Source organism: Rhizobacter sp. (assembly GCF_046595475.1).
Lineage (GTDB): Bacteria > Pseudomonadota > Gammaproteobacteria > Burkholderiales > Burkholderiaceae_C > Rhizobacter.
The window spans coordinates 61,135-74,485 of sequence record NZ_JBKJOQ010000090.1; the positions used below are offsets into that span (position 1 = coordinate 61,135).

The following is a 13,351-nucleotide window of genomic DNA, read 5'->3' on the forward strand; positions in this document are numbered from 1 at the left end:
TCACTCGTTGCTCTGCGCGTCGCCCGCAGGCTTCTGCACGTCGGCGCGCTCGTCGTCGTACTCGGTCTCGAACGCACCCGCTTGCAAGCCTTGCTCTTCGAGCCAGCGCACCATGATGGCCTCGTAGCCATGGGTCACGATCACGCGCTGCGCGCCGGTGGCCGTGATGGCGCGTTGCAGGCCGGGCCAGTCGGCGTGGTCGCTGAGCACGAAGCCTCGGTCGACGGCGCGGCGGCGGCGCGCACCGCGCAGCTGCATCCAGCCGCTGGCAAAAGCATCGCTGTAGTCACCAAAGCGCTTGCTCCAGGCCGAGCCCTGCACTGAAGGCGGCGCGATCACCAGCGCCTTCGACAGCGCCGCCTTGTCGAGCTCGTTGATGTTGAGCGTGGCCGGCAGCGCCACGCCGGCCTCCCGATAGGCGCGGTTCAGCGGCTCGACGGCGCCGTGCACCACGATGGGCCCAATGGACGCATCCACCCCCGCCAGGATGCGCTGCGCTTTGCCGAAGCTGTAGCCCATCAAAAGGCTGGCGCGACCGGCCCCGGCGTTGCCGCGCCACCAGGCGTCGATGTCGGCGAACACCTCGCGTTGCGGCTGCCAGCGGTAGATGGGCAGGCCGAAGGTCGACTCGGTGATGAAGCAATGGCAGCGCACCGGCTCGAAGGGCTCGCAGGTGCTGTTGTCTTCTCTGGGGTCACCGTCGGCACCCGAGACGAAGTAGTCGCCAGAGGCCACCCACACCTGGCCGCCGTGCTCGATGCGCACCTGCGCCGAGCCCAACACATGGCCAGCAGGGTGCAGGCTCAGGCGCACGCCGTGGTGGTCTATGGCCTCGCCGTAGCGCAGCGTCTGCAGCGTGATGTCGCCCAGGCGCGAGCGCAACACGCCTTCGGACTTGGTGGTGGCGAGGTAGTGGCCGTGGCCGGTACGGGCGTGGTCACTGTGGGCATGGGTGATGACGGCACGGTCCACCGGGCGCCACGGGTCGATGTAGAAGTCACCGGGCGGGCAGTAGAGGCCTTCGGGGCGTTGGACGATCAGATCCATCTTGCTTAGTCGCGTGGATGTCCGGCGCCGGGCCGCCCCAAGCCAGACGACACCCCTTGGGGGCAGGAGTGAAACGACTGGGGGGCCATCAATAGCGGCCACTCGCGCCGGCAATGCGCAGGTACACATGGGCACACCACGCGACAAAGCCGCGTCGCAGCACGCTTTGCAAAGGCCGCTGACGCGCTTGCGCTGAATCAATTTCGACCGACGCCGCCACCGCAAGATCGAACTGCGCCGCCAAAGCGTTGGTGAACACCGGGTCGCGAATCAAAACGTTGGCTTCGAGGTTGAGCAGCAGCGACAGGGGGTCGATGTTGGAGCTGCCCACCGTGGCCCACTCATCATCGACCAGGCCGATCTTGGCGTGCAAAAAGGCGGGCGTGTACTCGAACACGCGCACGCCGTTGCTGAGCAGGTCGTCGTACAGCGCACGCGCGGCCAGGGCGGCAATGCGGTAGTCGATCTTGCCCTGCAGCAGCAGGCGCACCTGCACGCCGCGCCGGCCCGCCGAGCGCAGCACGCGCATGAAGGCGCGGCCGGGGTAGAAGTAAGGCGAGATCAGGTCGACGCGGGTGCGCGCGTTGCGTATCGCGTCGATGTAGCTGCGCTCGATGGCGCGGCGCTGGCGAAAGTTGTCGCGCATCACGAAGGCGGCGCGCACCGGTTGCAAATCAGACAGCTGCGCCGCCACCTTGCTGCCCTTGGGCATGCGCAGACGGCGCAGCATGCGGCGTGCACGCGCCACCGGCTCGGCGCTGCGGGCCAGCGCTGCCACTTCCTTGCCCAGGTGGCCGCCGAGCTGCGCACGCGCCCACAGCGCGCTGGTGGCCTTCTCTACCGGCGCAACCACGGGGCCGCGCAGCTCGACCGCGTAGTCGAGCCGTGGCTCGTCGCTCCAGCCATGCACCTGGTCAAAGCGGTCGTCGAGCAGGTTGATGCCCCCCACGAAGGCCAGCTCACCATCGACCACGCACATCTTCTGGTGCAGGCGGCGCAGATGGCCAGGCTGAAACCAGCTCCACCAGCGGTGCATGGGCCGAAACACCGTCATCAACACGCCGGCATCGCAGAGCAGCCTGCGCAATTCAGCGAGGCTGGTGCGCGAGCCGAAGCCATCGACCACCAGCTTCACCTGCACGCCACGGCGGGCCGCATCGGCCAGCGCGTGTGTGATGCTGGCCACGCTGCCGCTGTTGTCGTAGATGTAGGTCGCGAGCCAGATCTCGTGACGCGCCTGTTCGATGGCCCGCACCATGGCCGGAAACAAGGCTGCACCCCCCTTGAGCAGCGTGGCCTGGTTACCGCCGCTGTAGACGGCGCGGCGCACCACGCGCATCAGCGAATCGTGCTCGGGGCCCTGCTCGCCTGCCATCAGGTCATCTCGAGGTCGGCCACCAAGGGCAGGTGGTCGGACATGCGCGCCCAGGCCGGCCCGCGCGGCACGAAGGTCGCGTTGCAGCGAAAGCCGCGCGTGTAGATGCGGTCCATCGAAAAAAGCGGCACGCGCGAAGGAAAGGTGCGCTGCGAGGCGCTGCCGGCATGCTCGGCGCGCACCAGGCCCATGGCGCGCATGGGGGCGTCGAGCTTTTCGCCCCAGTCGTTGAAATCACCGGCCAGCACCACCGGCTCATGGTGAGGCACCTTGTGGGCCAGGAAGGCTGCGATGCGCTCCACTTGTCGCACGCGGCTTGCATGCATCAGCCCGAGGTGGGCAACGATGGTGTGCACTGGCGTGCCGTTCCAGTGGGCCAGCACGTGCAGCAGGCCACGCTGCTCGAAGCGGTGGTCAGACACATCGTGGTGGCCGATGTCTTCACCCAGCGGCCAGCGCGAGAGCAGTGCGTTGCCATGCTCGCCGTCGTGGGTGACCGCATTGGTGCGATAGGCCACGTCGTAACCCTCGGGCGCGAGGTGGTTGGCCTGCGGCACGCGGGGCCAGCCGAAATGCGTGTCGGGAAAGCGCGCCGCCTCACCATGGTTGAAATTGCGCACCTCTTGCAGAAAGATCAGGTCGGCGTCGAGTGCTTCCACGCCGAGGCCGATGTTGTGGATTTCGAGCCGCTTGCGCGGGCCGATGCCGCGCACGCCTTTGTGGATGTTGTAGGTGGCCACCCGCAAGATATGGGTGGGGTGCATCGTCGATGAAGCAGCACCGCGTGTCATGCAAACCTTGGAAGTTGAAGAATGGCCTCGGCGTTCGAGGGTGAGAAACATTGGTCGGCTGCTTCACGCCAAGGCAGCCACTGGTAGCGCAAATGCTCGCGTGGCGCCAGGGCAATCGGTGTGCCGGCCGGCACGCACAGGCCGAACACGTGCTCAGTGTTGTGCATCACGCCCGGGGCATAGCGGTGCTGCCACTGCGGGTAGATTTCATAGACGTTGCGCAAGTTCCAGTCGCGCAGGGCCAGCGGCACCTGCGGCGAGCCGATCACGATGCCGGTTTCTTCAACGACCTCGCGGGTGGCGGTCTCGGTGAGCGGCTCGTCGAGTGCGTCTTTGGAGCCGGTCACGCTTTGCCAAAAGCCCGGGTGGTCGGCGCGCTCGATCAGCAGCACTTGAAGGTCGGGTGTGTGGATGACCACGAGCACGGATTCTGGAATCTTGAGAGGCTGGGTCACGGCGCACAAGAAAAAGGGCGCGAAATTCGCGCCCTTTGATTCTGCATCAGCGTTGGTGGCAACCGCTTCAGCTGGCCACCCCCTGCGGGTTGCGCAAGCGAATGTGCAGCTCGCGCAGCTGCTTCTCATCCACCGGGCTGGGTGCATGCGTGAGCAAGTCTTGCGCGCGCTGCGTCTTGGGGAAGGCGATCACGTCGCGGATCGACTCGGCCTTGGTCATCAGCGTGACCAGGCGGTCCAGCCCGAAGGCCAGGCCCCCGTGCGGCGGCGCGCCGTACTGCAGCGCGTCGAGCAAGAAACCAAACTTGAGCTGCGCTTCTTCCGGCCCGATCTTCAGCGCGCTGAAGACCTTGCTCTGCACCTCAGCGCGGTGAATACGGATAGAGCCGCCGCCGAGCTCCCAGCCGTTGAGCACCATGTCGTAGGCTTTGGAAATGCACTTGCTCGGGTCGGTGTCCATGTAGTCTTCGTGGCCGTCTTTCGGTGCGGTGAACGGGTGGTGCACCGCGTTCCAGCGCTGGCCTTCGTCGTCGTACTCGAACATCGGGAAGTCAACCACCCACAGCGGCGCCCACTTGTCTTCGAAGAGGCCGTTCTTCTTGCCGAAATCGCTGTGGCCAACCTTGATGCGCAGGCCGCCGATGGCGTCGTTGACCACTTTGGCGCGGTCGGCACCGAAGAAGATTAGGTCGCCGTTGCATGCGCCGGTGCGAGCGATGATCTCGGCGATGGCCGCGTCGTGAATGTTCTTGACGATGGGCGACTGCAAGCCTTCGCGGCCCTTGCCCGCATCGTTGACCTTGACCCAGGCCAGGCCCTTGGCGCCGTAGATCTTCACGAACTCGGTGTAGGCGTCGATCTCGCCGCGGCTCATTTCGCCGCCGCCCGGCACGCGCAGGGCGACCACACGGCCGTCTTTGGCGTTGGCAGGGCCTGAGAAGACCTTGAAGTCGACGTCTTTCATCACGTCGGTCAGCTCGGTGAATTCGAGCTTCACGCGCAGGTCGGGCTTGTCGGAGCCGTAGCGGAACATGGCGTCGGCATAGGTCATCACCGGGTAGCCCGGCAGGTCGACGCCGATGGTGCTGCGAAAGACCGTGCGGATCATGCCCTCGAACATGCCGCGGATTTCTTCTTCGTTGAGGAAGCTGGTCTCGATGTCGATCTGCGTGAACTCGGGCTGGCGATCAGCGCGCAGGTCTTCGTCGCGGAAGCACTTGGTGATCTGGTAGTAGCGGTCGAAGCCGGCCACCATCAAGAGCTGCTTGAAGAGCTGGGGTGATTGCGGCAGCGCGAAGAACATGCCTTCGTTGACGCGGCTGGGCACCAGGTAGTCGCGCGCGCCTTCGGGCGTGCTCTTGGTGAGCATGGGCGTCTCGATGTCGATGAAGCCATTGGCATCCAAGAACTTGCGCACTTCCATGGCCACGCGGTAGCGCAGGATCATGTTTTTTTGCATCGCGGGGCGGCGCAGGTCAAGCACGCGGTGCGTGAGGCGCGTGGTCTCTGACAGGTTTTCGTCGTCGATCTGGAAGGGTGGCGTGACGCTGGGGTTCAGCACTTCGAGCTCATGGCACAGCACCTCGATCTTGCCGCTGGTGAGGTTGCTGTTTTCGGTGCCGGTGGGGCGCGGGCGCACCTTGCCGATGACCTTGACGCAAAACTCGTTGCGCACGTCTTCGGCCACCTTGAAGGTCTCGGCGCGGTCGGGGTCGCACACGATCTGCACCAGGCCTTCGCGGTCGCGCAGATCGATGAAGATCACGCCACCATGGTCGCGGCGGCGGTGGGCCCAGCCCATCAGGGTCACGGTCTGGCCAAGCAGCTTTTCGCTGACGAGGCCGCAGTAGGTTGTTCTCATGGGGTCACTCCGGGGAATCAGGGAGAAATCGGGGGAGATTGTGCGGCGGCGCCCGCAGGCGCACCAGCACAGTGAGGAAGAAGGCGCTGTGGGCTTTGTTTCAAGCCCTCAGGGCTGGGCGGTTGCCTGGCCGCCTAGCCCAGCTGATTTCGGGCCATGACCGACGGCACATCGTGAACCGGGGGTGCCACGACGCCCATGGAAATCACGTACTTCAAGGCCTCGTCTACGCTCATCTGCAGGGCAATCACGTCGGCGCGGGGCACCATCAGGAAGAAGCCCGAGGTCGGGTTGGGCGTGGTGGGCACGTACAGGCTCACGTAATCGCCCGACAGGTGCACGGCCGCCTCGCCGCCAGGCTTGCCGGTGACAAAAGCGATGGTCCAGGAGCCGGCACGGGGGTATTCCACCAGCACCGCTTCGCGGAAGGCATTGCCGCTGCTGGAAAACAGCGTGTCGGACACCTGCTTGACCGAGCTGTAAATCGACTTGACGATGGGGATGTGCGTGAGCAGCTGGTTGCCCTGGTGCAGCGCCCACTGGCCGACGATGTTGGCGGCAAACATGCCGGTGAGCAGCAGGCCGGCGATCATCACGATCACGCCGAGCCCTGGGATCTTGCGCAGCATTTCGAGCGACTCGCGGGCCGCCTCGGGCAGCACTGCCTGCGAGGCCGAGACCATGCTGCCGAACACGTCGTCCATCAGGCCCAGCACCGAGTGCAAAACCCAGATGGTGATGGCCAGCGGCAACCAGACCAGCAGGCCGGCGATCAGGTATTTCTTCACAAGGTTCCTTGGGTGGGAGCGCGGGCGATCAAGGGGTGCCCGACGAAGAGCCACCGCCAGATGCCGGGGGCGGTGCGGGGGAGCTGGGTGCAGGTGCGGGCGAGGCCGCGGGCGAGCTGCCGGGTTTGCTGCTCTCCGTCTTGGCGCCTTCCGTCTTGCCGCCGTCACTCTTCGAGCTGTCGGCCTTGGGCGCGTCGGCCTTGGCCGATTCGCCCTTGTCGGTGTCTGACTTGGCTGCGTCGCCCGAGGTTTGGGCACCACCGCGGAAGTCAGTCACATACCAACCCGATCCCTTGAGCTGGAAGCCGGCGGCCGTGAGCTGCTTCTTGAAGGCCGGCGCACCGCAGGACGGGCACACGGTCAGCAGGGGGTCCGAGATTTTCTGCAGCACGTCTTTGGCGTGGCCGCAGGCCTCACACCGATAGGCGTAGATGGGCATGGCTAAGCCTTTGATTCAAAACACGAAATTATAAGTTGGCACGCCGGCTCTGCCGCATGCCCCGAAAGGCGGATGTGTGGCCGACTAGGCGTTCGCGCCTTTGATGTGGTGGGTGGGCTCGTGCCGGCTCTTGAGCACCTGTGGTGCCAGCGAGCCGACGACCATGCCGACCAGCGCGGCGATCAGGCCGGCCAATTGCCCGGGGAAGACCTCGCCGAGCTTGGAAAACTGCGGGAAAAACAGCACCCAGGTGACGATGCCGGCCGCCAGGGACACGATGGCGCCCTGGGTGGTCGAGCGCTTCCAGTACAGGCCCATCACCAGCGGCACGAAGGCGCCCACCAGCGTGATCTGGTACGCCGCCGAGACCAGGTCGTAGATCGAGGTGCCCTTCATCGCGATGGCGTAGGCCAGCACCAGTGCCGCAAAGACGACGATGGTGCAACGCATGGCGAACAGCTGCTCACGGTCTTTCATGTGCGGGCGCAGGTTTTTCAGGATGTTCTCGACGAAGCTGGTGCTGGGCGCGAGCAGCGTGGCCGACGAGGTGCTCTTGATGGCCGACAGCAGCGCGCCGAAGAAGATGATCTGCATCAGGAGCGGCATCTTGGTCAGCACAAAGGTGGGCAGCAGGCGCTGGTAGTCGTTCTTGGCCAGCTCAAGTGCGCTGTCGCCCATCACCACCACGGCGCAGGCCACGATGAACATGGGCACGAAGGCAAACAGGATGTAGCTCACACCGCCAATGACGGCGCCATTGCGGGCGGTCTCGGCCGTCTTGGCCGACATGACGCGCTGAAACACGTCTTGCTGCGGGATGCTGCCCAGCATCATGGTCAGGCCTGCACCCACGAACATGGCGATCTCTGTGAAGCTGGGCGGCGGCAGAAACTTCCACAGGTCTTTTTGCTGTGCCAGGGCCAGCACTTTGTCGGGGCCGCCTGCCAGGTCGCTGGCGAACACCGCAATGATCGACAGGCCTATCACCAGCACGATCATCTGGATGAAGTCAGTCCAGGCCACCGCCAAAAAGCCACCGACGACCACGTAGACCAGCACCGCCAGGGTGCCCACGATCATGCCGGTGGTCTCGGACATGGCTCCGTTGGTGAGCACGGTGAACACCAGGCCTAGGGCCGTGATCTGCGCCGCCACCCAGCCCAGGTAACTCAAGATGATGGCCGAAGAGCAGAACACCTCGACGCCCTTGCCGTAGCGCTGGCGGTAGAAGTCACCGATGGTCAGCAGGTTCAGCTTGTAGAGCTTGGTGGCAAAGAACAGGCCCACCAGGATCAGGCAGGTACCAGCGCCAAACGGGTCTTCGACGATGGAGCCCAGGCCGCTCTGCACGAACTTGGCCGGGATGCCCATCACCGTCTCGGCGCCGAACCAGGTGGCGAAGGTGGTGGTCACCACCATGATCAGCGGCAGGCTGCGGCCGGCGATGGCGAAATCGGTGGTGTTCTTGATGCGGGTGCCGGCCCATACGCCTATGGCCAGGGTGCCCACGAGGTACAGCACAACGAAGGTGATCAGGGTGGTGTTCATTCGACCGTGGCTCGAAGATCGGATTGCGGGAAGGGCGATGGGCGCCCTGGGGCGACCGGCCTGCATTATCCGTTCCATAGCACGCAAAAAATCAAGCCCGGGCGCAGGCACCGAACCCGGGTGCGGCCCCCAGAAAAGCCGGTGTCTCCCTGCGCTTCTTCAGCCCCAAAACCCGCGAAGCAGCCCAGCGACCAAGGCCAAGCCGAACCCCAGGCCGCAGCAGATCAACACCCACAGCAGCCGGTTGGTGCGTCGCTGTTCGGCGATCAGCGCCAGCACCGCGCGCTGGTCGGCACCGCCGCGGGGCACTTGCAGCGCATGGTGCAACAGCCGGGGCAACTCAGGTAGCAGCTGAGCGTAGTGCGGCGCCTCTTTCTTCATGCGCTCCCACAGGCCACGCCAGCCCACCTGCTCGTTCATCCAGCGCTCAAGAAACGGCTTGGCGGTGTTCCACAGGTCGAGCTCGGGGTCGAGCTGGCGGCCCAGGCCTTCCACGTTGAGCAGCGTCTTCTGCAGCAGCACGAGCTGCGGCTGGATCTCGACGTTGAAGCGCCGCGAAGTTTGGAACAAGCGCAGCAGCACCTGGCCGAGCGAGATGTCTTTGAGCGGGCGGTCGAAGTGCGGCTCGCACACCGCACGAATGGCGCCTTCGAGCTCATCGATGCGGGTGTTGGGAGGCACCCAGCCCGACTCCACATGCAGCTCGGCCACGCGCTTGTAGTCGCGCCGGAAGAAGGCGATAAAGTTTTGCGCCAGGTATTCCTTGTCGAACTCGGTGAGCGTGCCCACGATGCCGAAATCAAGCGCGATGTAACGCCCGAAGGTGCCCGGCGCAATGCTCACCTGGATGTTGCCGGGGTGCATGTCGGCATGAAAGAAGCCGTCGCGAAACACCTGGGTGAAGAAGATGGTGACGCCGTCGCGAGCGAGCTTGGGAATGTCGACGCCGGCGTCGCGCAGGCGCTGCGTCTGGCTGATGGGCACGCCCTTCATGCGCTCCATCACGATCACGCTCTGGGTGCACAGATCCCAGATCATCTCGGGCACCATCACCAGGTTGAGACCGGCCATGTTGCGGCGCAGCTGGGCGGCGTTGGCGGCTTCGCGCACGAGATCAAGCTCGTCGTGCAGGTAGTTGTCGAACTCGGCCACCACCTCGCGCGGCTTCAGGCGCTTGCCATCGGCCGACAGGCGCTCGACCCAGCGCGCCAGCTGGCGCAGCAGCGACAGGTCGTCATCGATCACCGCCAGCATGCCGGGCCGCAGCACCTTCACCGCCACTTCGCGGCCGTCTTTCAGCACGGCAAAGTGCACTTGTGCAATGGACGCGCTGGCCACCGGCTCGGCGTCAAAACTGGCAAACACTTCTTCGATTGGCCGCTTGAAGGCGCGCTCGACCAGCGCCCGCGCCAGCACAGCGGGAAACGGCGGCACGCTGTCTTGCAGCTTGGCCAGCTCGTCGGCCACTTCAGGTGGCAGCAGGTCACGCCGGGTGGACAGCACCTGGCCAAACTTGACGAAGATCGGGCCCAGCCGCTCCAGCGCTTCGCGCAGGCGGTAGCCGGGCGGTGCATCGAGGTTGCGGCCCAGGGTCATCACCCTCACCAGTGCGCGCACCCAGCGCTGGCGAAACCCAGAGAGCGCCAGCTCGTCCAGGCCGAAGCGCAAGACGGTGAAGACGATGACGGCCAGCCGGGTCAGGTGCCTCATTGGGGGCCGCGCGACACCAAGCCTTGCAGCGCCCGCACCGCTTCGCGCAAGCCGGTGGCCACCGCCGATGCACCGCGCGTCAGCTCGTGCGCAGGGGCCTGCCCGATGATGCGAGCGATGTCGTCTTCGATGTCCCAGCGCAAGTTGTCGATCAGCCAGCTCACGTCGGCGGCGAGTGCCGAATCGCCTTCGATGCCGACCTGAGGGCGCTCGCCCGACAGCCACTGCCTCATCAGGCGCAAGGGGTTGGAAGCATCGAGGGTCACGCGCAGATCGGGTTGTGCAGGCGCTTGCTCGCCCGACCATTCCAGCAGCCCTGCCGGCGTGACGATGAATGCCACCACCGGAGGCGCCGGCAGCAGGCCTGGCCAGCCGGTCCATTGCAGCTGGATGCTGCGGCCGCTGTGCGGGCGCAGCTTCTCTGTAGCCACGGGCTCGGCCGCGATGACGTGGTTGAGCAGCAGGGTGATGCGCTCCATGGCCGCGGAGCCCAGCGCGGCGGTAAGGCCCGGATTGAAGGGGTTTGCCATCTGTGAATTGTAGGCGGCACGACCCTTGATACAGGGGCTGTGTAGGGTCACACGCGCACCCTATGATCCTCGCGCCTCGACACTCGCCTCAGTGCACTCGCCCATGCCCCGCATTCTGCTCACCGGCGCCACCGGCTATATCGCCTCTCACACTTGGCTGGCGCTGCAGCGCTCGGGCTTCGACGTGGTGGGGGTCGACAACTTCGCCAACAGCTCACCCTTGGTGCTGCAGCGGCTGGAGCGTTTGGGCAGTCAAGCTCCGGTGTTCGTACAAGCCGATGTATGCGAAAGAGCCGCCGTGGAGCAGCTATTCGACACCCATGCCATTGACGCCGTGGTGCATTTCGCAGCCCACAAGGCGGTGGGAGAGTCGACGCAAAACCCACTCGAGTACTACCGCAACAACATCGGCGGGCTGATCAACGTGGCTCAGGTGATGCAATCGCGCGGCGTGCAACGTCTGGTGTTCAGTTCATCGGCCACTGTCTACGGTCAACCCGACAAACTGCCCATCACCGAAGACTCGCCCCTCTCGGCCACCAGCCCTTATGGCACCACCAAGCTCATGGGCGAGGAGATGTTGCGCGAGCTTGAGCGTTGCACACCGGGTTGGGCCGTGGCCTACCTGCGCTACTTCAACCCTGTGGGTGCGCACGAAAGCGGCGACATCGGCGAAGACCCGAGCGGCACACCCAACAACCTCATGCCCTACGTGGCGCAAGTGGCCGTGGGCAAGCGGCCGTTCCTGCAAGTGTTTGGCGGCGACTACGACACGCCCGACGGCACCGGCGTGCGCGACTACATCCACGTGATGGACTTGGCCGAAGGCCACGTGGCCGCGGTACGCCATTTGCTGGAGCGGGCAAGTTCGCTCACCCTCAACCTCGGCACCGGCCAGGGTTACAGCGTGCTCGATGTCATTGGTGCCTTCGAGCGAGCGAGCGGCAAGGCCGTGCCCTACCAGATCGTGGCGCGCCGCCCCGGAGACGTGGCAGCTTGCTATGCCGACCCCTCGCTCGCTCACTCGCTGCTGGGCTGGTCAGCCACGCGCGACCTGGCGCAGATGTGCACTGACACCTGGCGTTGGCAGAGCCGCAATCCGCAAGGCTACGCATAAAACTGCGCAGCGCCTTTCTTCGGTCGCTCAAGGCCATGATCAACCGTGAAGCATTCACGCGCGAACGCCCCCTAAGACGCATGCTCCCCCCACACTTGCGGGTCTGAAGTGTCATCTTCCTGAGTGAGAATCCACGCGTTGCATGCCTGTCAAGAGCCGCAGCCAGCAGTCGATACCACCGCGTGTGGCACCGAATTACAGGCTCCTCGCACGCCATGCTCTGCCAGCAAGCAGTCGGCCACACATGGAGGCGGCGCACGTGGATCACCCCTTAGCGATGTTTGAAGACCGCCCTTACAAGAGAACGTTTTACAGCGCTCCCCAGTCGGTGATGTCGCTGATGGCCGCGTTTCTTGAGCCGGCCATCACCGTCATCAGCTTCCTGGCATCCAACCTGTTGCTCGGCGGCTTCGTCGGCCGACCTGAGCTTGTCCTGTGCCTGCTTGTCTTCGCACTCACCTTCCCAGGTCGCAACCGGTTTCGCCAAAACCTGATTGCTGCTGGCGTCGACATCGTGTCGTCATGGGTCGTCTTGATCGGGGTGCTGCTGCTGTGCGGCTACGTTACCCGCAGCATCAGCTACTTCGAAGAAGCCGCGCTCATCGCCTGGGTTCTCATCACACCCTTGGCGCAGTGGCTCGCTGTGTGGCTAGGTCGACGAGTCGTCCTGCGACTTGCCGCGCTCCCGGAAGCGCGCCGCCGCGCCATCGTCGTCGGTGCTGGCCCACTCGGTGTGAAGGTGGCTCGTGCGCTCACCGACAGCGACGACAAAGGCGTCCATTTCTCAGGCTACTTTGACGACCGCGCAGACGCGCGAGTTGACGGGCTCGCCATGGAGCAGGTGCTGGGTGGCCTGAAAGAAGTGGCTGACTACATCAAGCAACAGCAAATTCGCGAGGTCTTCATCACCTTGCCGCTTGGCTCGCAGCCGCGCATCGTTGAGCTGATCGAGCAAATCCAGGACACGACGGCCTCTCTCTTTTTTGTGCCCGACGTGTTTGGCATCAGCATCATTCAGGGTCGCCTGCAAGACATGAACGGCCTGCCCGTGGTGGGCATTTGCGAAACACCGTTCACCGGCACCAACGAGCTCGTCAAGCGGGTCAGCGACGTGGTCTTGGCATCGATCATCCTGACCTTGATCTCGCCCCTGCTGCTGGCACTGGCCATCGGCGTGAAACTCAGCTCTCCCGGGCCGGCGATCTTCAAGCAACGGCGCACCGGGCTGGATGGCGAAGACATCACGGTCTACAAATTCCGCTCGATGACCTCGCAAGACAACGGCTCTGTCGTGGTGCAAGCCACCAAAAATGATGCTCGCGTCACGGCTTTCGGGGCCTTCATCCGCAAGACCTCGCTCGACGAGCTGCCGCAGTTCTTCAACGTGCTGCAAGGCCGCATGAGCATCGTCGGCCCGCGGCCCCACGCGGTGGCCCACAACGAGGAGTACCGGCGCATCGTCAAGGCCTACATGGTGCGCCACAAGGTCAAGCCGGGCATCACCGGTTGGGCCCAAGTGAATGGCCAACGTGGCGAGACCGACACGCTGGCCAAGATGCAGGCGCGGGTCGAATACGACCTCGAATACCTGCGCAACTGGTCTTTGGGGCTCGACCTTCAAATCATTGTGCGTACCATTCGGCTGGTTTTATTCGACCGCAACGCCTACTGAGCCCCGCTCCGGGCGCCC

At 64.8% G+C, this 13,351-nt stretch carries 12 protein-coding genes; 2 read left to right on the forward strand and 10 right to left on the reverse strand.

Annotation, left to right across the window (positions count from 1 at the left end; translation table 11 throughout):
- The 10 genes from AC30QB_RS15855 to AC30QB_RS15900 form a co-directional block, all read right to left on the reverse strand.
- Window positions 1-1,047 carry a ligase-associated DNA damage response exonuclease gene (locus tag AC30QB_RS15855; RefSeq protein WP_489547210.1) on the reverse strand — a complete coding sequence of 349 codons (1,047 nt, stop codon included), beginning with the start codon at window positions 1,045-1,047 and terminating at the stop codon, window positions 1-3.
- Between the two features lie 88 nt (window positions 1,048-1,135).
- Entirely contained in the window at window positions 1,136-2,422 is a 1,287-nt protein-coding gene (gene clsB, locus AC30QB_RS15860) for a cardiolipin synthase ClsB (protein WP_489547211.1), read from the reverse strand.
- Complete coding sequence (locus tag AC30QB_RS15865; protein WP_489547212.1) at window positions 2,422-3,186, reverse strand: endonuclease/exonuclease/phosphatase family protein; 765 nt, start codon at window positions 3,184-3,186, stop codon at window positions 2,422-2,424. The genes clsB and AC30QB_RS15865 overlap by 1 nt, the downstream gene beginning before the upstream one ends.
- 23 nt (window positions 3,187-3,209) lie before the next feature.
- Window positions 3,210-3,668: a dihydroneopterin triphosphate diphosphatase gene (gene nudB, locus AC30QB_RS15870; protein ID WP_489547213.1), complete on the reverse strand. Its 459-nt coding sequence runs from the start codon at window positions 3,666-3,668 to the stop codon at window positions 3,210-3,212.
- 67 nt (window positions 3,669-3,735) lie between these two features.
- A complete protein-coding gene (gene aspS / locus AC30QB_RS15875) occupies window positions 3,736-5,529 on the reverse strand; it encodes an aspartate--tRNA ligase (RefSeq protein WP_489547214.1) in 1,794 nt (597 codons plus the stop codon).
- Between the two features lie 134 nt (window positions 5,530-5,663).
- Entirely contained in the window at window positions 5,664-6,317 is a 654-nt protein-coding gene (locus AC30QB_RS15880; protein WP_489547215.1) for a DUF502 domain-containing protein, read from the reverse strand.
- Between the two features lie 28 nt (window positions 6,318-6,345).
- A complete protein-coding gene (locus AC30QB_RS15885) occupies window positions 6,346-6,756 on the reverse strand; it encodes an FmdB family zinc ribbon protein (RefSeq protein WP_489547216.1) in 411 nt (136 codons plus the stop codon).
- A gap of 84 nt (window positions 6,757-6,840) precedes the next feature.
- Entirely contained in the window at window positions 6,841-8,304 is a 1,464-nt protein-coding gene (locus AC30QB_RS15890; RefSeq protein WP_489547217.1) for a high affinity choline transporter 1, read from the reverse strand.
- Between the two features lie 159 nt (window positions 8,305-8,463).
- The gene (gene ubiB / locus AC30QB_RS15895) at window positions 8,464-10,014 is read right to left on the reverse strand and encodes a ubiquinone biosynthesis regulatory protein kinase UbiB (RefSeq protein WP_489547218.1); all 1,551 of its coding nucleotides are present in this window, start codon (window positions 10,012-10,014) and stop codon (window positions 8,464-8,466) included.
- On the reverse strand, window positions 10,011-10,544 hold the full coding sequence (locus AC30QB_RS15900; protein WP_489547219.1) for a hypothetical protein: 534 nt from the start codon (window positions 10,542-10,544) through the stop codon (window positions 10,011-10,013). Before AC30QB_RS15900 ends, ubiB begins: the two co-directional genes overlap by 4 nt.
- A 103-nt stretch (window positions 10,545-10,647) precedes the next feature.
- Here AC30QB_RS15900 and galE point away from each other — a divergent pair, with 103 nt between their 5' ends.
- Together galE and AC30QB_RS15910 are read left to right on the forward strand one after the other, a co-directional pair.
- Window positions 10,648-11,661 (forward strand): UDP-glucose 4-epimerase GalE, encoded by a 1,014-nt coding sequence (gene galE / locus AC30QB_RS15905; RefSeq protein ID WP_489547220.1) that lies wholly within the window; start codon window positions 10,648-10,650, stop codon window positions 11,659-11,661.
- A 259-nt stretch (window positions 11,662-11,920) separates the two neighbouring features.
- Window positions 11,921-13,333: an undecaprenyl-phosphate glucose phosphotransferase gene (locus AC30QB_RS15910; RefSeq protein WP_489547221.1), complete on the forward strand. Its 1,413-nt coding sequence runs from the start codon at window positions 11,921-11,923 to the stop codon at window positions 13,331-13,333.
- Window positions 13,334-13,351: the final 18 nt, after the last annotated feature.

What these genes read in the sequence shown, in the direction of transcription:
- AC30QB_RS15855 (WP_489547210.1), bottom strand. Translation starts at nt 1,047, where the DNA reads ATGGATCTGATCGTCCAACGCCCCGAAGGCCTCTACTGCCCGCCCGGT.
- clsB (WP_489547211.1), bottom strand. Translation starts at nt 2,422, where the DNA reads ATGGCAGGCGAGCAGGGCCCCGAGCACGATTCGCTGATGCGCGTGGTG.
- AC30QB_RS15865 (WP_489547212.1), bottom strand. Translation starts at nt 3,186, where the DNA reads ATGCACCCCACCCATATCTTGCGGGTGGCCACCTACAACATCCACAAA.
- aspS (WP_489547214.1), bottom strand. Translation starts at nt 5,529, where the DNA reads ATGAGAACAACCTACTGCGGCCTCGTCAGCGAAAAGCTGCTTGGCCAG.
- AC30QB_RS15885 (WP_489547216.1), bottom strand. Translation starts at nt 6,756, where the DNA reads ATGCCCATCTACGCCTATCGGTGTGAGGCCTGCGGCCACGCCAAAGAC.
- AC30QB_RS15890 (WP_489547217.1), bottom strand. Translation starts at nt 8,304, where the DNA reads ATGAACACCACCCTGATCACCTTCGTTGTGCTGTACCTCGTGGGCACC.
- ubiB (WP_489547218.1), bottom strand. Translation starts at nt 10,014, where the DNA reads ATGAGGCACCTGACCCGGCTGGCCGTCATCGTCTTCACCGTCTTGCGC.
- AC30QB_RS15900 (WP_489547219.1), bottom strand. Translation starts at nt 10,544, where the DNA reads ATGGCAAACCCCTTCAATCCGGGCCTTACCGCCGCGCTGGGCTCCGCG.
- galE (WP_489547220.1), top strand. Translation starts at nt 10,648, where the DNA reads ATGCCCCGCATTCTGCTCACCGGCGCCACCGGCTATATCGCCTCTCAC.